Source organism: Flavobacterium sp. MMLR14_040, assembly GCF_033657265.1.
Classification (GTDB): Bacteria; Bacteroidota; Bacteroidia; order Flavobacteriales; family Flavobacteriaceae; genus Flavobacterium.
Window position 1 is genome coordinate 125,567 of sequence record NZ_JAWVWO010000010.1, and the last position, 19,823, is coordinate 145,389.

A 19,823-nucleotide genomic window follows, 5' to 3' on the forward strand; every position below is an offset into this window, starting at 1 on the left:
AATACAATTTTAGTACCAATAAGTACAATTTTCATTGAAAGCTAACCCGCTAATTTTGTATCTGATAACAAACAAAATTCATAAAAAATGAAAATACTTTTAATTGGAGCAAATGGTGAAATCTGTAAAATACTAAAACCTGAATTTGCTAAAAATCACGAAATTATTTCTGCAGGAAGAACAAGTGGAGATTTTAACGTAAATATTAATGATATAAATTCGATTGAGAAATTATTTGAGCAAATCGGAAAAATTGATGCCTGTATTTGTGCTGCCGGCGATTGCTACACGGGAGAATTACTTTCGCTTGACGAAGAAAAATTAAACATTGGCATTCAGAATAAATTATTGGGTCAAATAAATCTTGTCTTAATCGGACAGAAATATCTAAATGATAATGGCTCTTTTACTTTGACTTCTGGAAAAATGGGAGATAAACCGGTAAAAAACAATGTGGCAAAAGCAATTGTAAATGGTGCAACAAACAGTTTCGTTCTCGCCGCTTCTTTAGAACTTGAAAGAGGAATTCGCATCAATGCTATAAGTCCGGCAAAAGTTACAGACATTCCGATTCATGAATTAACAAATGCTTATTTTAAAAGTGTAGAAAGTACTGTAAGCGGAGAAATTATTAAAGTAAACTATTAATCATTTTATCATGAAAAGACTAAAAACGGTTGCAATAGTATTATTTATCACCAATATTACTTTTGCACAAAAAATCGAAAAAACATTAATTGGCACGTGGAAATTGATTTCTGTCGAAAATACAAATGCTGACGGAAATAAAACATTCCCGTACGAAACAAATCCGGAAGGCTTATTATTTCTCGATGACAAAGGAAACTATGCCATTCAAATTTACAAAAATCAAAGGCTTAAAATAATATCGGGAGATAAAAACAAATGCACTCCTGAAGAAAATGCTGCGATCGTACAAGGAAGCAATTCGCATTTTGGTAAATATGAAATTGATGATTCTACGAAAACTATTACTTTTAAGATAGAAACTGCTTCTTTCCCAAATTGGGAAAAAACAGAACAAAAACGGTCTTACAAGTATAATAATGGCGAATTAGAATATGTAGTCGTTAATACAACCCAAGGCGGAAAATCGGTAACGGCAAAAGTCGTCTGGAAAAAACTTTAAATCAAAACAGCAATTCTTAAGAAAAACGTTTTCGTAACTAATTGTTATATAATTATGAAGCTTTAAGCTATTAAAAGTAATTTCAGTATTTTTGTGTTTCAATAAACAAACTTTCAATAAAAACAAAAATGGCTTTAAACACAACAAACCCAACCGGGACTGAAGCGTGGAAAAATCTGCAAAACCACTATAATGCGATTCAAGCAACTACGATACAAGAATTGTTTCAACAGGATAATGCCCGCGTTGAAAAATTCAATTTACAATGGAATGACTTTTTAGTTGATTATTCTAAAAACAATATCAATCAGGAAACCATTTCACTTTTGTTAGAATTGGCGAATTCAATTGGATTAAAGGATGCGATTGCTCAATATTTTGGCGGAGAAATTATCAATCAAACCGAAAACAGAGCGGTTTTACACACAGCATTGCGTGCTCCGGAGTCGGCAACGATTAAAGTTGATGGCGAAAATGTAATTCCTGAAGTTTACGAAGTAAAAAATAAAATCAAGAAATTTACAAACGAAGTTATTTCGGGAGAAAGAAAAGGTTTTACCGGAAAAGCTTTTACCGACATTGTTAATATTGGTATTGGAGGCTCTGATCTTGGTCCGGTTATGGCTGTTGAAGCTTTACAGTTTTACAAAAACCATTTAAATCTTCATTTTGTTTCGAATGTTGATGGTGATCACGTCAATGAAGTAATCAAAAAACTGAACCCGGAAACAACTCTTTTTCTGATTGTATCGAAAACTTTTACAACTCAAGAAACTTTATCAAATTCTGAAACGATAAAAGAGTGGTTTTTGAAATCGGCTTCGAAAGAAGATATTGCAAAACATTTTGTGGCTGTTTCTACAAACATTCAAAAAGTAACGGAATTCGGAATCAATCCTGACAATGTTTTCCCGATGTGGGACTGGGTTGGAGGAAGATTCTCTTTGTGGAGCGCTGTTGGTTTAAGCATCGCTTTGGCAATTGGTTTTGACAATTATAATGATTTGTTGAAAGGTGCCAATGAAATGGACGAACATTTCAGAACTGCAGAATTTGATCAGAACATTCCCGTAACTTTAGCTTTATTGAGCGTTTGGTATAATAATTTTTTTGGTGCCGAAAGCGAAGCTTTGATTCCGTACACACAATATTTACAAAAATTAGCTCCATACCTGCAACAGGCAACTATGGAAAGTAACGGAAAAAGTGTTGGCCGTGACGGAAAACCTGTAAACTACCAAACGGGAACAATTATTTGGGGAGAACCGGGAACTAATTCTCAACATGCTTTCTTCCAATTGATTCATCAGGGAACAAAATTAATCCCAACTGATTTTATTGGATTCGTAAAACCATTATATGGAAACGAAGATCATCACGACAAGTTAATGTCAAACTTTTTTGCTCAAACCGAAGCTTTGATGAATGGAAAAACAGCAGAGCAAGTTCAGGCAGAATTTGACAAACAAGGACTTGCTGCAGAAAAAGCCTCTTATTTATTGCCTTTTAAAGTGTTTACCGGAAACAAACCAACGAATACGATCTTAATTCAAAAACTAACTCCAAAATCTTTGGGTTCTTTGATTGCACTTTACGAACACAAAATTTTTGTTCAGGGGGTTATTTGGAATATCTTTAGTTTTGACCAATGGGGTGTAGAATTAGGAAAACAATTGGCAAATTCTATTTTAGAAGAAATAAATACAAAAACAGTAAAAAATCACGATAGCTCAACTACTTTTTTACTGAAACATTTTTTAAGCAATAAGTTAACTTAAAAATTACATACCAAATTTGAAACGTCTTAATTTAACAAAATTAAGGCGTTTTTTCGTATAAATCGCCTCATTTAACAAAGAAAAGAGATATTTTTGAAAGTTAAACACTACAATATTGGTTGTATTATTATCATTTTAACAAAAAACACGGCATTAAATTCAAAAAAAACCGATTTTAAGTAATACAAAAAGAAAAAATCATTTTAATGTGCAACAGATTAAACAAATCTATCCTTTCTTAACATTTTGATAACATTATCTGATTTTAATGTTATAATTTTGCCAAAAACAATAAACTAAATAAACAAATGAAGACAATGAAAAATTGGTTACTCACGGGACTATTGTTCATGATAGTTTCAACCGCATTTTCTCAAAACAAAATTACGGGTACTATTACCGATGGTGCTCTTTCTTTACCTGGTGCAAATGCGGCAGTTAAAGGATCTTCAGACGCTGGTTCAAGTGATTTTGATGGTAAATTTACTATTACAACTTCAGTTACATCTGGGCAAGTTGTTGTTTCTTATCTTGGATATGAATCAAAAACTATTTCTTTTACTGTTGCAGCTGGAGGAACAGTTAACTTAGGAACTATTACTTTAAACTCAAATTCAAATGAATTAAGCGAGATTGTTGTTAAAAGTAGTACAGTAGATATCGCAAAAGACAGAAAAACTCCTGTTGCGGTTTCAACTATTAAAGCAGCTGAAATTCAAGAGAAATTAGGTTCTCAGGAATTTCCGGAAATCCTTAAAAACACTCCTTCTGTATATACTACAAAATCAGGTGGTGGATTTGGAGATTCAAGAATAAGCATTCGTGGTTTTGACCAAAAAAATATTGCGGTTATGATTAACGGTATGCCAGTTAATGATATGGAAGGTGGAACTGTATACTGGAGTAACTGGGCTGGTTTATCTGATGTAACTTCTGCAATGCAGGTTCAAAGAGGTTTAGGATCTTCAAAATTAGCAATTGCTTCTGTTGGAGGAACGATCAACATTTTAACAAAAGCTTCTGATTTAAAAGAAGGAGGATCAGTTTCAACTTCATTTGGAAATGATAACTATATTAAATCACAAGTTTCTTATTCTACAGGAAAATTAAGCAGTGGTTTCTCTGCATCTGTTTTATACAGCCATACTCAAGGTGATGGTTACGTAGACGGAACAAAATTTAATGGAGATAATTACTACATTGGTCTTGGTTATGCTACTAAAGATAACAAACATGACTTTCAATTTACTTTTACTGGTGCGCCACAATGGCACAACCAAAGAACAAGTAATATTACTTTAGAAACGTACCAAAAATACGGAACTCCTTCTGATCCAAATATTAAATACAACTCTGACTGGGGTCTTTTAAACGGAAAAGAATTTAACATTAGAAGAAATTACTACCACAAACCGGTAGCTTCTCTTAACTGGGATTACAAAATTAACGAAACGACTAAATTATCAACTATCGCATACGCTTCTTTCGGACGTGGTGGTGGAACAAATGGTACTGGTGGAATTCAAGGAAGCAACTACGCTAACGCTAAATTAAGAACTGCAGACGGATTAGTTGATTATGACAAAATCGTAGCATATAACTCTGGTCAACCAGTAACTCTTGCTGGTGCTACAACACCAATTACACGTACACCAAATGCTGCTGGTCAGTATCAAAATACGTCAAGTTCAGCAGGAACTGGAGCTGGTATTTCTCAAATTTCATCAATCAACTCTCATAACTGGTATGGTGCAATTATCAATTTAGATAAAAAATTAGGTCAACATTTCACTTTAGATGCTGGTATTGATGTTAGAGGATACAAAGGTATTCACTACCAAAACATCAACAACCTTTTAGGAGCTGACAGTTATTTAGATAATTATGATGTTAACAATCCAAATAGAGTTTTAACTGAAACAAATTCAGTTTATCCTTCTTGGAATCCTTTCAAAAGTACAAGCGGAGAGGAAAAAATTAACTTCAATAATGATGGTGATGTAAACTGGTACGGTGCATTTACGCAATTAGAATATTCTAATGATAAATTGACTGCATTTATTCAGGGAGCTATTTCTCAACAAGGTTTCAAAAGAGTAGATTATTTTAAATATTTATCTTCAGATCCGTTATCTAGTACAGATTATGAAAACATTCTGGGAGGAAACGTAAAAGGAGGAGCTAACTACAACATTAACGAACACCATAATGTATTCGTAAATGCAGGTTACTATTCTAAACAGCCTTTCTTTAATGCGGTTTACCCAGGGAATGCATCAATTGTGAATCCACTTTTAACAAATGAAAAAATATTAGGTCTTGAGGCAGGATACGGATTCCGTTCAGGTATTTTCAATGCAAACGTGAACGTTTACCGTACATCATGGAAAGATAGAAACTTAAGAATTACTGATACAAGAACAACAAATACTGGAGGTTATTTTGACTATACCGGAATTACAGAAGTACATACAGGTTTTGAACTTGAAGGTACTGCAAGAGTTATGGACAAGTTAAAAATTAACGCAATGTTCTCTATGGGAGATTGGGAATATGAAGGACAAGCAAACGCTACCACTTATGACAACCAAAATAATGTAATTGAAAGCGCATTATTATATCTTGACAAAGTAAAAGTTGGTGATGCTGCACAATTAACAGCTTCTTTAGGCGCTACTTATGAAGTACTTACAAGATTAAATGTTGATGCAACTTACAACTATAATGAAAAATTATATGCTTTCTTAAATCCAAACAGCTTTACAGCTGCTGATAATAAAGGAGCTTTAGAATTGCCTTCTTATGGATTAGTAGATGCAGGTATTTCATACAAATGGTTAGTTGGAAGAACAAAAGCAAACTCTGTTAACTTTAGACTAAACGTAAACAACTTGTTTGACACAGTTTATATCGCTGAATCAAAAACAAACAATTTTGCTAGTGATAATCTTCCTGTTGCCGCTGGTCAACCAGCCGGATCAAATGGAACTTATGCTTCAAATGGTTTAGTTTACAGAGGAATTGCTACTAATAACGCAGTATTCTTCGGTTTCGGTAGAACTTGGAACTTTAGCTTACGTTACGATTTCTAATATTTAGAATCTAAATAAATATCAAAAACGGCATTGACTTTTAAGTTCAATGCCGTTTTTTTATACCCTTTTTTGTTATATTTGTTTCAATCAAAAAAATAATTTATGTACAATTTTCTACAAAAATTTCACTCTGGCTGGGCATATTTAGCTTTGCTTCTTTTATTAATTGCCGTTGTAAATGCTATCATCGGATTAACTTCAAAAAAAGATTTTACTGCTAAAGATCGTAAAATTGCCTTATTTGCTTTAATCGGAACTCATACTCAATTATTAATCGGTTTGATCCTTTATTTTGTTTCTCCTTTGGGAAAAGCTGCTTTCGGACAAATGTCTAATGCAGAACTTCGATTAACTTCATTAGAACATCCTCTAATCAATATTATAGCCATCATTCTAATTACTATTGGATGGTCTAAACATAAAAAACTAATTAATAGCGAAGCAAAATTTAAAACTTTTGCTATTTTTTACGGTTTAGGATTATTGCTTATTTTAAGTAGAATCCCATGGAATCTGTGGTTTTAAAAACCATCAACTAAAGCCCTAAAATTAGGGCTTTTTTTATCTCGGCATATTATTTGTACAAAGTCCCCAAGTCTGAAAAACAATAACCCATGAGAATTAAAAAAAACATTACCCTCTCTCTATTTGCAGTTACATTTTTAAGTTGTTTTACTACTATAACGAGTCAAAACAAAACAGCGGTAGAACCTCCTAAAATTATTCAGGACACAGTAAAAATTGGAAAATTATCAGTCCCGCCGTTGGAAAATGATTCTCTATTTACCGACAATGGTTTAAAATTAAAACCTTACAAAAAAAATGCACACGCTTCTTATTACGCTGATAAATTTACCGGAAGAAAAACAGCAAACGGAAGCAGATTTGACAATAACAAATACACCGCAGCCCATAAAAAGCTTCCATTTGGTACCCGAATAAAAGTAACCAATGAAGCAAACGGGAAATTTGTAATTGTAAAAATTACCGATCGTGGTCCGTTTGTAAAAACGCGTGAATTAGACCTTTCAAAAAGAGCTTTTATGGAAATAACCAAAAGCAAAGGCGCAGGTGCGATGAAAGTGACAATAGAAAGAATAATAGAATAACAAAAAAGTCCCTTAATTGGGACTTTTTTATTTAAACAAATTTTCGAATACTCATTATGATTCCGGTATGAATTCCTTCGTGGTAATTCACAAAATCTAATGCGTCCTGAACATTTGTGAGTTCAAAACCCATACTTGTCATGTAGGTTGTATAGTTTTGAAAAATTCCCGAATTAACATCTTTTTCAGTTGTATCTAAAGTTGAAAAAAGTAATGCTCTGATTTCATCAAGTTCTGATTGTGAAACATCGCCTTCGGGTTTTGTTCCTTTTTTATATTTATCAATAAATTCATCAGAAACCAGCATTGGCAAACCTGACAATTTATAGACTAAAACTTGCTGTGAGGAAATACAATGTGCCACATTCCAAATTAAATTATTACTATATCCTGCCGGAATTTTATTCAATTGTTCTAATGAATGATTATCCAAAATCTTTAGAAGAATTTCGCGAATGGTTTTCTGTACTTTAAAAACTGAACTCATATTTATATTTTTTTTATAAAATTAGTCATTTTTATATTTCAAATGGATTTTCTTTGTACTCTAATAAATCAGAAATCATGAACAAAATATATTACTTAGCTTCTTGCGATACGTGCCGAAAAATCATTAAAAGTTTACCAAAAGACAATAATCTGGTTTTTCACGATATTAAACAAAATCCGATTACGGAGGCTGAACTGGAAGAAATGTATCAGCTTGCAGGTAGCTATGAAGCTTTATTTAGTAAAAAAGCACAGTTGTACAAGTCAATGGATTTGAAAAACAAAAATCTAACCGAAGCCGATTTTAAAAAATATATTCTGGAACATTATACGTTTATCAGTCGTCCGGTTTTTATTATTGATGAGAAAATTTATATTGGCAATACACAACCTGTGACTTTACAGGTAATGAAGGCTTTAGAGAAATAAAACCCGAAAAGATCTAATGAATACGGGTTTGCGTTAGGGATAGAAGTGGAAATCCTTTTTTTGAGCTTTTTCTGCTCAAAAAAAGATTGGGAGCGGATAGCCTGTCCGCCGCGGCGGAAACGCCCAAAAAACTAAAATTCTGTCTTTAAAAAAGTTAACCACAACCTGAGCCATAACGAATAAGCGAAGCAAATTGCACAAATTTGCACGAATTAAAATTTTTAATTAATCGAAAAAATCAATAAATTCATTTTTGCTAATTCTAAAAGATTTAGACAAGATTAATTAGTAAAAATTAGCGAAATTCGTGGCAAACAAACTGTTTTAACAGATTCGAGATTTAAAACCCAAGACTGCAAAGTTTTATTTATCTTTGCGCCTTTATACTCAATTATATGATACAATCTATGACAGGGTTTGGCAAAGCTTCTTTGCAATTGCCTACAAAAAAAATTACCGTCGAAGTAAAATCCTTAAATAGTAAAGGTTTAGATTTAAACGTAAGAATGCCGTCGCTTTATCGCGAAATGGAACTAGGTTTAAGAACTCAGATTTCTACCAAACTTGAAAGAGGAAAAATTGATTTTGCGATTTACATCGAAAGTACTGCTGAACAAACTTCCACTAAAGTAAATGTTCCTGTTGTAAAAAATTATATCGCTCAGTTAAGAGAAGTATATCCTGCTGCAGATGAAACAGAATTGATGAAAATGGCGATTCGTATGCCGGATACCTTGAAAACAGAACGCGAGGAAATCGACGAAAATGACTGGGAACAAATTCAGGTTATTATCGAAGAAGCGCTTCAAAACATCTTAAATTTTAGAAAAGACGAAGGTGAATCTCTTGAAAAAGAATTTAACCTAAGAATTGGCAATATTCGTCAATACATGAACGATGCTTTGGCTCTTGATCCAGAACGTGTTCAGGCTATTAAAGACCGTTTGCAAACTGCAATTTCTGAATTGAAAGTGAATGTTGATGAAAATCGTTTTGAACAGGAATTGATTTATTATCTTGAGAAACTTGATATTACCGAAGAAAAAGTCCGTTTAACGAACCATTTAGATTATTTCTTAGAAACTATAAAAGGTAAAGAAGCAAATGGTAGAAAATTAGGCTTTATTACCCAGGAAATGGGTCGCGAGATTAATACAATGGGTTCAAAATCAAATCACGCTCAAATGCAGAAATTGGTTGTGATGATGAAGGATGAACTAGAGAAGATTAAAGAACAGGTTTTGAATGTTTTGTAAACGCATTAAGCTTTAAGCTTTAGGCTATAAGCAAAAAAAACATAAAGTAAGAGAGCTTAAAGCGTACCGCCTAAAGCCAAAAGCATAAATAATGAATAAAGGAAAATTAATTGTTTTCTCAGCACCGTCAGGATCAGGAAAAACAACTATAGTAAGACATTTACTTGGGAAAGAAGATTTAAATTTAGAATTTTCGATCTCAGCGGCCTCACGCGACCCACGCGGAGAAGAAGAACACGGAAAGGATTATTATTTTATTTCGTTGGAAGAATTCAAAAAACACATTAAAGCCGAAGATTTCCTGGAATGGGAAGAAGTATACCGTGATAACTTTTACGGTACTTTAAAAACGGAAATCGAAAGAATCTGGGCAATGGGAAAAAATGTGATTTTTGATATTGATGTTGCCGGCGGATTACGTATCAAACATAAATTTCCGGAACAAACTCTGGCCGTTTTTGTAAAACCTCCAAGCGTTGACGAATTAAAACGCCGATTAAAAGAACGTTCTACAGAAACTGACGACAAAATTAACATGCGTATTGCAAAAGCTTCGGTTGAACTGGCTACTGCTCCACAATTTGATACCATTATCAAAAATTATGATTTAGATACGGCTAAAGAAGAAGCTTATCAGTTAGTAAAAGCTTTTGTGAATGCTTAAATTATAACACAAAGATACACGAAGAAAAAAACACAAAGTCACACAAAGAAAATTAAAAAAACTTTGTGAATCTTTGTGAAAGCTCAGCGAATCTCTGCGAAACAATTCAAAAATGAAAATAGGTCTTTATTTCGGAACATATAATCCCATTCATGTTGGTCATATGATTATTGCCAATCACATGGCTGAGTTTGCCGATTTAGATCAGATTTGGATGGTTGTTACGCCTCATAATCCGCTAAAAAAGAAAGCGACTTTACTGGACGATCATCAGCGTTTGCAAATGGTTTTTCTCGCCACTGAAGATTATCCAAAAATTAAACCATCGGATATTGAGTTTAAATTACCTCAGCCTAATTATACCGTAAATACGTTGGTCCATTTGCAGGAGAAATATCCAACTCATGAATTTTCTTTAATTATGGGTGAAGACAATCTAAAAACGCTTCATAAATGGAAAAACTACGAAGTCATTCTGGATCATTATGATATTTATGTTTATCCGCGCATTTCTGAAGAAGTCGAAAATATCGAATTAAAATCACACCCGAAAGTGCATATTATCGATGCGCCAATTGTAGAGATTTCTTCTACTTTTATAAGAAACAGTATTAAAGAAGGAAAAAATATTCAGCCATTATTGCCTCCAAAAGTTTGGGAATATATTGATCATAATAATTTTTATAAGAAATAAAAAAGCCTGAATTACAAATTCAGGCTTTCGTTTTTAATATAAATCAAGTTAAATTATTTCATGAATAGCTCCAGCGGAGCTTAATATTTATAGCTAGCAATAAGCGTTTGGTCCAGAGCTCCATCGGAGCGACATTTTTGGTCACCAAATATATCACCCCGATGGGGTTTCCGTAAAGAAATCTTTAAAAAATGCTCTAAATATGTTGTCCCTTTGGGACTATCCTAAATCATAATTGAATTTCCTTTTATGCTTCAACATTAACAGCACTTTTTACTCGCGCTCTAATATCACTCAAAGACTGGTCAACTAAAAGCTTTCCATCTCTGAAAACTTCTTTCAATTCACCTTGTTTTTCTTCTTCCCAGGAAACATTATCGGCTAAATGATAAACTCCATCAACTAAATCAATTTTCATTAATCCTTTGGCCGATTTTTTAGTTCCGTCATCAGTGATTGGATCTTTAAAGATTGCTCTTCCTTCGCCGTCAACTTCACCGTAAGTTGCTTTCATAGCGAAACCGAAAGTATCTCTGGTATTGTATTGATACGTGAATGAACCAATTCCTAAAACAACGTTGGTAGAAGCAAAACCCTTTTCTTTTAATCTTTCACAAATTTGTGTTGCTCTTGCTACCGTAATACTATCGCCGTAAATAGCGCCAATTTGCGGAATAAGTTCTTTGTATCCTTTTGCATTGGTTGTTCCTCCAAAAACATCCCAAAGAAGCTCAATTACCCCTTTTTTCTCTTGTTCTGTTTTTCCGTTTGGATTTCCGCAGATAATATCAACCGGATCTCCACTATCAGGACGAATGACTACTTTTCCTTCTCTGGCAACAATGTCTTCTTTTAAACGTGGTAAATAATCGGTTAGCACTTTCCATAAATCCCAGGTATCAGAAACGATAGAAACAATTCCTTTTGGATATACTTTTGTAATTAATCTTTTGAAAGTTTCACACTCGCCTTCTGTAGTTCCCATACACATTACAGAATGCTCTGTGGCGGCAACTGAACCTGCGATTAATTCTGTATCTGAATTAGCATTATAATATTCTTCGAAAAAATCGATTGCCGGAATAGTATCAGATCCTGTAAAACTTAATAAATGTCCGGCTGCAGAAGTTACGGCAGCTTCAATTCCACCCATTCCTCTCATTGAGAAATCGTGTCCTTGCCAATTTACAAAATCAGGAACAGAAGAAGTTTCGTCGGCATATTTGTCTAATACTTTTCTATATTCTCTGGCAATTGTAGCCGAGTTACAAGGAAGCCAAATAACCGCAGAAAGCAAGGTTTCGAAATAATTTGTCAACCAGAAAAATTCCGGAATCGTATTATACATCGTAAACATTGGAACTCTTAAAGGAACACTTGCTCCTTCTGGCAAAGCTTTAAAAACCATCGGAATATATCCTAAATCGTGTAAATCTTCGATATGTTTTGTTCCAACTTGATTTTCACCCAAATAATTATTGATTCTGCGTGCATATTTTTTAACAACTTCTTCTTTTGGCTGTTTGAAGAAATAAGTATCAAAATCGTGAATAATATATTTTTTGATGAAATACTGCAATCCGAAAAACACAACTTCATCAAGGGTTTCAATTCTTGATTTTCTTGGTGTCCAGTTAGAATATACTAATGTTGTTTTGTCCGGGTATTGTCTTCTGTGGTCAACTTTGTAACCGTCTGTTAGTAAAAGTGGGTTCATATATTTTAGTTATTTAAATTCTTGTAAAATTTTTTGGGTTTCACAGAGACTCGCAAAGTTTATCACAGAGACTCGCAAAGTTTTAATTTTCTTTGTGCAACTTTGTGTTTTTTCTTTGCGTGTCTTTGTGTAATTATTCTTTGTCCTCAATTATATTTTAAAACTACTTATTTCTTCCTTTTTCATTTATATAAAATGATTGCACTACATCGCTTTGCCAAAATACTTTTGTTTCTATATCAATACAACTTAATTTTCCATAAAAACCTGCTCCAGTATCGATATTCCAGACATTACAGCCTTGCATTGGAATTTCAATATTATAATGAAGTGTTGGCGTATGGCCAATGTAAATTTCATTGTAAAGCAATAATCTTTTAGGATAGGAAAGCGAATCTTTTTGAATTCTCTTATCCATCGTTAAAGCCATTTCCCAAAGTGTTCTGTCCCAAGAAAAATTGCTTGCATAATGTTCTTTTTCCGGACCATGCATTGATGAAAAACCAGCGTGAATAAACAAATTATTATGCTCATCTACAAAATAATCTTTCATATTCGCAAAAAATCAAGATGTTTCTCTTTTTCCAAAGAATCAATGCTCTGATAACTTTCTATAGTTGATTTTCCGCCATGCAGATACCAAATATCATTTACAACATCTTTGTTCAACCATTCATGGCACCAAACATCATGATTTCCGCGTATAAAAATGCATTCTTGTTTTTGAGATAAATCAATCAAAAAACCAACAACTTGTGCTGATTCACTCCAGCCATCAACATAATCTCCAAGAAAAATAAGCCTGTCATTTTCTTTAACGGCAACTTTTTCCAGTAATTGAATTAAAGCTTTTAAACCACCGTGAATATCGCCAAAGACTAATGTTCGTTTCATGTATTCACTGAATTATTTAAATTTATTCAATAGATCCACATCCAATTTAGTCAAAAAGTCTTTCCCGAACTTATCGTTTTCTAACTCTTCATACAAAAACGAAGGCAAGACTTTATCACAATTTTGTTTGTGACTTAAAATTGCCATACATAAAGCTGCTACAGTATCTGTGTCACCGCCATAATCGATACTTGTTTTTAAACAATCCTTCATTGACGTTGCTTCAGATACAATCTTAATAACAGCTTGTGTTGTTGGATATCCGTGCATGTCAATTGGAGAATTAATTTTATAATTCTCATTTTCCTTTAAAGTTTCATTTAGAAACGCAATCAAAGTCGATCCATCACCCAAATTGTATTTAAAATAATGAACTGCCAAAGCAATACGTTTTGCACAACTTATACCTTCAACAGTAAAGTGAGAAGTTTTTGCCTGAATTTCGCAAAACTCCATTAATTGCTCTATATTTTTTAAGTAGCCAATAGAATAGGCTCTCATTGCAGAACCGTTTCCGTTACTTCCGTTATTGATTATTTTAATAAAATCAGATCCATTTGAACTGGCATCCAAGGCATTGTAAACCCGGTCTGAATATCCTCGTCTTTTATCTCTATGAAAAACTTCGACAAACTTATCTGCAACTTTAACCTCGTTCCAATTTTCTTCTTCTAATAACAATTCTGAAATTGCAATTGCCATTTGCGTATCGTCTGTATATCTTTTATAAATCTCAGTACAAAGTCCGTGTTTATGATATTGAGTAAGATTGTTGTTTTGAGAAATAAAATCTAAATCTCGAAATTCAAAACCTGCACCGTATGCGTCGCCTATTGCTGCTTCTAGTATCATAACTATTGTTTTTGGTTGTTAATTTGGGGGATTTCTGTTTATGATTTAAACTCTATATATTTTGCCGGAACTTCATCTGTTAACCAAACATTATTCTCAGATAAATAAAATTTAAATCCGTCCCGATTCATTTCACCGCTTCTAACGGTTAGAATTTGAGCAACTCCTCTTCTACTTCCTACCTTAATCGCCGTTTCACGATCTTTGGAAAGATGCACATGCTGACGGCTCATTTTTTGTAAACCTTCTTTTTTAATGTTTTCCATAAACTTGGCAACCGTTCCGTGATATAAATATTCCGAAGGTTCTGTTTCTGCTAAATCTAATTCAACGGAAATGGAATGTCCTTGACTTGCTCTGATTTTCGATTTATCTTCATTAAAAGCAAAACGTTTTTTATCATTATTTTCTACTACATAATCCAGAAGTTCAGCAGTCATTTGATTTTGACTTCCTTTTTTATTGCATTTTTCAATTAATTCTTCCACATCTGCCCAACCGTTTTCGTCTAGTTTTAATCCGATAGTTTCCGGCGAATGTCTAAGAACTAAACTCAGGAACTTGCTTACGCTTTTTGCAGTTTTTTCATTCATGATTTCCAGAGATTTTCAATTTTTTATTCAGTTCTTCATCCTTAAAAAGGAAAGGTTTTTCAGCAGGAACCATGAGCTTTTCTAATTGTTTATTCTGAACAAATTCATATTGAGCCATAATGTGATAGCCTGATTTCGGCCATGCTACAATTTGCTCATCGTATTTTTTTAATTCTATTTTCATTTTGTATTGTACACAATATCTTCATTGTGTTGTTTTTAATTATCTGAGTTAGATCGTAAAATGCAAATCCCAGAGGGATGAAATATTTATAGAAAGTTTAATTTATTTCAAACGAACCCCATCGGGGTGGCATATTTTGGAATTCAAAATATAAGGCGATATCGCTCCGCTGGAGCTTTTTCATAACACATGTATATTTAGCTATAAATATTATGCTCCGATGGAGCTATCTTATAATAGTCAAATCTATCTAGTCATTTTTAAATTCTAAACAATAATCTAACTCAATTTCTTATATCTTTTTTCTAATAAAATCATTATAGATTTTATAACTCTCGTCATCAAAACAAACAAATATTATTTTTTCCATTTCTGAAATTTTATCGAAATTCTGAACTGATTTTATAGCAATTTCTGCCGCTTTATCTTTTGGAAAATGATAAATTCCTGTGCTAATACCTGGAAAAGCAATTGTTTTAATATTATTCTCAACAGCCAGTTCTAAACTGTTTTGATAACAAGCTGCAAGCAGATTCTTTTTTTCTTCTTTATCACCATTCCAAACTGGGCCAACGGTATGAATTACATATTTTGAAGGCAAATTACCTGCCGTTGTAATGACTGCTTCTCCAACTTTACAACCGCCCTGTTTGTTTCGAATCTGAATGCATTCCTCTAAAATTGCTTTTCCTCCTTTTCTGTGAATAGCACCGTCAACTCCACCTCCGCCAAGCAAAGAAGTATTAGCTGCATTTACAATTGCATCAACTTGAATTTCTGTTATATCGGCTTTGAGAATTTGTATTTCCATAATCTAACTTATTCTAATTCATCTCTAACTTCCATCAAAGCAAAACCCAGCAAATTCAAGCCTTTCCATTTCTTCGGATTCATAACATCTTTATGATCACCCGCCATTCCTATTCCCCAAATGGCGTCGACGGGACTTGCTTCTACTATAACCCTGTCTTTTGTATTTAGCAAAAAAGTTTTTAACTCCGGATTCTGACTGAATTTATGATAATTCCCTTCCTTCACAATGTCAAATCTGGCGGCTAGCCAAAGCGTTTCATTATAATTCTTCACTTCTCGGCCTAACTTTTTGGCTTCGGCAGGAGAATTGGCTTTAATGATTTTTGCTAAAATTTCATTGTCCTTAAACAATTCGGCTTTTTTAGCCATCATCCAGTGTTCGGCAGTTTTGTAGATCACTTTATCGACTTCAAAAGAACTTAACCACCATTGACTAAAGCAGGTTTTCGAAATACTTCCGTCTTTATTGGGCTGATGTCCCCAGAAAAACAAAAACTTATTTTCTGGATCTATATTTTCTATATTATATTTCATTTTTTCTTTTATTGAAACAAAGAAGTTATCTGTTTGAAATCTTTAGAATCGGGTGAAAATGATCCATAAATTTCCTTAAACTCTGTTGTTAAATGTTCAAATTCATAATCCACTTCAATCTGATCCATACAGGTTACAACCAAATTTCTTTTTGCGTTTAAACTATAAGCTGCATCCAACTTCAAACTATAATTTAAAAGATCATAATCTAAATCGCCTGTTCGAAATTCTCTTTGAAAATCATTGTAAACACAGGTTTCTTCTTCGTTATTTTTTAATTTTAATTCTCTTTCATTTGCCATCCAGCCGCTTCCGTGTCGGGTTGAATAACTTCTGGTAACATAATAAACCTCAACATCATCTATTTTTAATTTCTGGCAGATTTCAAAAGCATTTTTTGAAGTTGTATTGGCATACGTCACATTCGGGAAAACACCGTGATCCATGTCGAGTAAAATTCCCTGGCTTCCTTCAAAAATCAGATTTTCATAGTTGCCTAAAAAACTGTAATCGCTGATGTTCCATTTTATTTTATCAATGATTTCTAAGTAATGATTTACTTCTGCATCGATTTCACTTTCATTTAAAAAACCGTAATAATAAGCGATTTTTTGCAGTTTCTCCAAAAGCATTTGCTTTGGCGCAATCAAATCAATCGCATACAATTTGTACTGACCTTCGTTACGTTTCATTGTGGCTCCAACGCCTTTCCCGCAAGTCCCGTGATCCAGATTTCTCACGTTATTTCGGTTTTGCCAAACATCAAACGGAGTTGTTATTTTCGCTAACGGATGAATATGAAGTTCAACATTTCCGCCTTTCTCTTCGAGTTCTTCTTTTTCATTGAATAAAAAAACCGGATGAATCGTGCAATGTTCGCTATAATAAGAAGGCAAACCGCGAAGTGCTCCGCTGGCAAAACTCGAATGAACATGCTTTTTTCCGTCAATCATTACCGTATGTGCCGCTTGCTGCCCGCCCGAAAACCGAATAACTATAGATTCAGGATTTTGCTTCGCCAGAAAATCTGTTGTAATTCCTTTTCCTTCATCACCAAATCCTAAACCTATAACTATTTGAGCTGTTTTCATTTTGTAAAATATTTTTTAAGTTCTTTCAACTTAAACTTAGAAAAAACTTTGCGTCTTCGCGACTTTGCGAGCAAATTTCACGCTAGTATTAAAAAACTTAAAATAATAATCTCGCAAAGACGCAGAGGCGCAAAGTTGTTTAAAGCATTTCTATATTATCTAATCCGTCAAGCGGAATTGTTCCTAAACCTGAGCCAGAATTTTTATGTGTATCGCAAATGATTTTCTTGATTACATTCGGGATTTCCTTGTGATCTTCTATAGATAAACAATTTTGTCCCAACAATTCTTTCCAAGCTACATTTGCTCTTACAGCCTGATCAGAATGTAATACGCTGATATGATACACTTCGTAACGTTTTTGTGCTTCTTTTAATAATTCCAGAGACGTATATGTTTGCTGTCCAGAACCCATAATTTCTTTTATGGCAGATGCCGGAAGCGTTGGCAAATTTGGTTCGTCACCAACAGTAAACAACAATCCTTTTTGACCTCTTTTTTCGAAAGCATCGGTTTTGGTATGAAAAGCCGCAAAATACCACGCCAAAAGATAACTTTCTCCGGCGTTTCCTCCACCTCCGCCTTCAATATAAGTTCTGGTTAACCACATATCCAGTTCTTCATCGCCAGATTCAAATTGTCCAACCTGAAGCGGAAATCTGTCGCATTCGTGATCTCCAATTCCTAAAAACAAAAGTGCCGGATCCGGAACGCCGCCCTGAATAATTCCTCCCATTAATTTCGGAAGTCCATCCTTAATCAATTCATGCGGAATATGCCCCATACTTCCTGTAACATCCAATCCCAAAATAATTGGAACTGTGTTTGGATGAACTTCTGAATCTCTGGCTTCTCTAAACGTGATGCCATTCGGATTCATAGATTCATGTGCCATATGCAATGAATTTTGCGTGAAAATTTCACTTGCTGATTTTTTTCCGTAACCTGCTGCTTCGGCTCTACTCAAACGAGCGCCTAAATCGTATCTTGTACCTCCCATGATTAAAAAGTTTTACCAAATAAATATTCGAATCTCTTTTTTGTCACTTCAAACTGAATATTTAAATTTCTGATTGTTAATGATAATTCCATATCTCTTTGCACAAATGCTTCCGGTTGAAAGTCGGCAAAAGTCAAACTATTCTTGTCAAGCGGACTAATATCGATAAGGCCTTCCTGCTCTCTTTCGAGTCTTTTTATTTTTAATTCGATGTCTTCAACTCGACGTCTGTAAATTAATTCAGAATCTTCACCAATTGTTTTGGCTCTGTCTTCTCTAATCTGATCATTGTTTCTTTTTAAAGATTCAATAAATCTTGGTTTTAAATCGCTCATCAGTTTTGGGTTTATTGTTAATAGTTTATTGTTTTGTTTCAGGTTTCAAGTTTCAGGTTGCCGTAGAGAACGTGAAACTTGAAACTCTTATTTAGACCAATTGATCTAATTTGATTACTTGAACGTTTTCACCTTCAAAATCTTTAAAAGAATTCGTTGTAAATATTTTGTCAAAACAATCTAAAACTTCAAAACCTTTATTGAAGATTCCGTGGCTTACGGCTAAGTATAATTTTCCGGCATTTTTGTTTTTTAATTCTTCGGCTAAGCCAACAAAAGTTCCACCGCCGTCGCAAATGTCATCTACAATTAAACAATCAATTCCGTTTAAGTCGTCTTCATAAACTTTAAAACCAGATAATTTTCCGGTTTTTACATCTCGGCTTTTACTGCATTCTACAACATCAACTCCGCCTAAAAACTCAGACACTTTATAGATTTTCTTCAAAGCGCCTCCGTCTGGAGAAATCAATTTTACGTTTTCTCCTATTACGTTTAGAACTTGTTTAATGAAAGTATAATTTGGAATAACTGTCCTGTTGTTCAATAAAGCCGGAGTCACTTCAGAATGTGCGTCAAAAACAAATACTTTGTTTAACTGCATTGCATTTATAATATCAGCATACACTTTTACAGATAATGGTTCGCCGGGAATCATAACACGATCTTGTCTCGCAGCCGGGAAATACGGAATAAAAAGATCAATGATCTTAACATCCATTCTGCGCAACGCATCAACTGTAACACACAACAATCCTAAATCGTTGAAAGAGTTTAGTCTATGTGTTATTGTTATTTTTCTGTTTGCATCAAAATCAGGACTGATTTTAATGTGTGGTTCTCCACCAGAAAATATAAAACTTTGAAATTTGATTTCTTCCTGATTTTGAAATGGAGCGAATTTTGGGTCTAGGTTAAGTATCATAATTTTATTAGTTTGCGTTAATTATACGCAAATATAGATTTAATTATTTAATAAACAATTTTATTTTGTGTAAAATTTACGCAAATATGCTTTTTATTTTTTAAGCCACAGATTATCAACGATAAACGTTATTTTTTTTTACCATTAAGATATTAAGTTTCATTAAGCAGCATGACTTAATTTTCTTAATATCTTAATGGTGAAAAATTTTACACTTTTAT

At 33.6% G+C, this 19,823-nt stretch carries 21 protein-coding genes and 1 pseudogene; 10 read left to right on the forward strand and 12 right to left on the reverse strand.

All coding sequences use genetic code 11. The annotated features are described in order from the left end of the window. Window positions 1-87: 87 nt before the first annotated feature. From SD960_RS14725 to SD960_RS14750, 6 genes are all read left to right on the forward strand, one after another. Window positions 88-648 (forward strand): short chain dehydrogenase, encoded by a 561-nt coding sequence (locus tag SD960_RS14725; RefSeq protein ID WP_318804307.1) that lies wholly within the window; start codon window positions 88-90, stop codon window positions 646-648. 10 nt (window positions 649-658) lie between these two features. Continuing rightward, on the forward strand, window positions 659-1,150 hold the full coding sequence (locus SD960_RS14730; RefSeq protein ID WP_318804308.1) for a lipocalin-like domain-containing protein: 492 nt from the start codon (window positions 659-661) through the stop codon (window positions 1,148-1,150). Between the two features lie 128 nt (window positions 1,151-1,278). Further along, complete coding sequence (gene pgi, locus SD960_RS14735) at window positions 1,279-2,928, forward strand: glucose-6-phosphate isomerase (protein WP_318804309.1); 1,650 nt, start codon at window positions 1,279-1,281, stop codon at window positions 2,926-2,928. 308 nt (window positions 2,929-3,236) lie between these two features. After that, on the forward strand, window positions 3,237-6,020 hold the full coding sequence (locus tag SD960_RS14740) for a TonB-dependent receptor (RefSeq protein ID WP_318804311.1): 2,784 nt from the start codon (window positions 3,237-3,239) through the stop codon (window positions 6,018-6,020). Window positions 6,021-6,125: 105 nt separating this feature from the next. Beyond that, on the forward strand, window positions 6,126-6,548 hold the full coding sequence (locus SD960_RS14745) for a hypothetical protein (RefSeq protein ID WP_318804313.1): 423 nt from the start codon (window positions 6,126-6,128) through the stop codon (window positions 6,546-6,548). A gap of 89 nt (window positions 6,549-6,637) precedes the next feature. Further along, window positions 6,638-7,132, forward strand: a complete 495-nt coding sequence (locus SD960_RS14750) for a septal ring lytic transglycosylase RlpA family protein (protein WP_318804315.1) — start codon at window positions 6,638-6,640, stop codon at window positions 7,130-7,132. Between the two features lie 31 nt (window positions 7,133-7,163). On the opposite strand, the gene SD960_RS14755 is transcribed toward SD960_RS14750, so the two are convergent. Then, a complete protein-coding gene (locus SD960_RS14755; RefSeq protein WP_318804317.1) occupies window positions 7,164-7,619 on the reverse strand; it encodes a DinB family protein in 456 nt (151 codons plus the stop codon). A 77-nt stretch (window positions 7,620-7,696) separates the two neighbouring features. Here SD960_RS14755 and SD960_RS14760 point away from each other — a divergent pair, with 77 nt between their 5' ends. From SD960_RS14760 to nadD, 4 genes are all read left to right on the forward strand, one after another. Beyond that, on the forward strand, window positions 7,697-8,050 hold the full coding sequence (locus SD960_RS14760; protein ID WP_302093901.1) for an arsenate reductase family protein: 354 nt from the start codon (window positions 7,697-7,699) through the stop codon (window positions 8,048-8,050). Between the two features lie 395 nt (window positions 8,051-8,445). Beyond that, window positions 8,446-9,306, forward strand: coding sequence for a YicC/YloC family endoribonuclease (locus tag SD960_RS14765; RefSeq protein WP_318804321.1), 861 nt, complete (start codon window positions 8,446-8,448; stop codon window positions 9,304-9,306). 91 nt (window positions 9,307-9,397) lie between these two features. After that, on the forward strand, window positions 9,398-9,970 hold the full coding sequence (gene gmk / locus SD960_RS14770) for a guanylate kinase (RefSeq protein WP_318804323.1): 573 nt from the start codon (window positions 9,398-9,400) through the stop codon (window positions 9,968-9,970). Between the two features lie 112 nt (window positions 9,971-10,082). Next, on the forward strand, window positions 10,083-10,664 hold the full coding sequence (gene nadD, locus SD960_RS14775) for a nicotinate (nicotinamide) nucleotide adenylyltransferase (RefSeq protein ID WP_318804325.1): 582 nt from the start codon (window positions 10,083-10,085) through the stop codon (window positions 10,662-10,664). A gap of 247 nt (window positions 10,665-10,911) precedes the next feature. Here nadD and SD960_RS14780 read toward each other — a convergent pair whose 3' ends face one another. The 11 genes and pseudogenes from SD960_RS14780 to prs all read right to left on the reverse strand — a co-directional run bounded on the left by SD960_RS14780 (window position 10,912) and on the right by prs (window position 19,602). Next, the gene (locus SD960_RS14780) at window positions 10,912-12,381 is read right to left on the reverse strand and encodes a nicotinate phosphoribosyltransferase (RefSeq protein ID WP_318804327.1); all 1,470 of its coding nucleotides are present in this window, start codon (window positions 12,379-12,381) and stop codon (window positions 10,912-10,914) included. A gap of 163 nt (window positions 12,382-12,544) precedes the next feature. Then, window positions 12,545-13,275, reverse strand: a pseudogene (locus SD960_RS14785) (metallophosphoesterase family protein). A gap of 12 nt (window positions 13,276-13,287) precedes the next feature. After that, on the reverse strand, window positions 13,288-14,127 hold the full coding sequence (locus SD960_RS14790; protein WP_318804329.1) for an ADP-ribosylglycohydrolase family protein: 840 nt from the start codon (window positions 14,125-14,127) through the stop codon (window positions 13,288-13,290). A 38-nt stretch (window positions 14,128-14,165) separates the two neighbouring features. After that, a complete protein-coding gene (locus SD960_RS14795) occupies window positions 14,166-14,720 on the reverse strand; it encodes an RNA 2'-phosphotransferase (RefSeq protein WP_318804331.1) in 555 nt (184 codons plus the stop codon). After that, complete coding sequence (locus SD960_RS14800) at window positions 14,713-14,904, reverse strand: hypothetical protein (protein ID WP_318804332.1); 192 nt, start codon at window positions 14,902-14,904, stop codon at window positions 14,713-14,715. Before SD960_RS14800 ends, SD960_RS14795 begins: the two co-directional genes overlap by 8 nt. 292 nt (window positions 14,905-15,196) lie before the next feature. After that, on the reverse strand, window positions 15,197-15,715 hold the full coding sequence (locus SD960_RS14805) for an O-acetyl-ADP-ribose deacetylase (protein ID WP_318804333.1): 519 nt from the start codon (window positions 15,713-15,715) through the stop codon (window positions 15,197-15,199). 8 nt (window positions 15,716-15,723) lie between these two features. Then, window positions 15,724-16,251, reverse strand: a complete 528-nt coding sequence (locus tag SD960_RS14810) for an NADAR family protein (RefSeq protein WP_318804335.1) — start codon at window positions 16,249-16,251, stop codon at window positions 15,724-15,726. A gap of 8 nt (window positions 16,252-16,259) precedes the next feature. Continuing rightward, window positions 16,260-17,342, reverse strand: a complete 1,083-nt coding sequence (locus tag SD960_RS14815) for an adenylosuccinate synthetase (protein ID WP_318804337.1) — start codon at window positions 17,340-17,342, stop codon at window positions 16,260-16,262. A gap of 139 nt (window positions 17,343-17,481) precedes the next feature. After that, the gene (locus SD960_RS14820) at window positions 17,482-18,342 is read right to left on the reverse strand and encodes a hypothetical protein (RefSeq protein ID WP_318804339.1); all 861 of its coding nucleotides are present in this window, start codon (window positions 18,340-18,342) and stop codon (window positions 17,482-17,484) included. 2 nt (window positions 18,343-18,344) lie between these two features. Next, complete coding sequence (locus tag SD960_RS14825; RefSeq protein WP_318804341.1) at window positions 18,345-18,677, reverse strand: hypothetical protein; 333 nt, start codon at window positions 18,675-18,677, stop codon at window positions 18,345-18,347. Between the two features lie 91 nt (window positions 18,678-18,768). After that, entirely contained in the window at window positions 18,769-19,602 is an 834-nt protein-coding gene (gene prs / locus SD960_RS14830) for a ribose-phosphate diphosphokinase (protein ID WP_318804343.1), read from the reverse strand. Window positions 19,603-19,823: the final 221 nt, after the last annotated feature.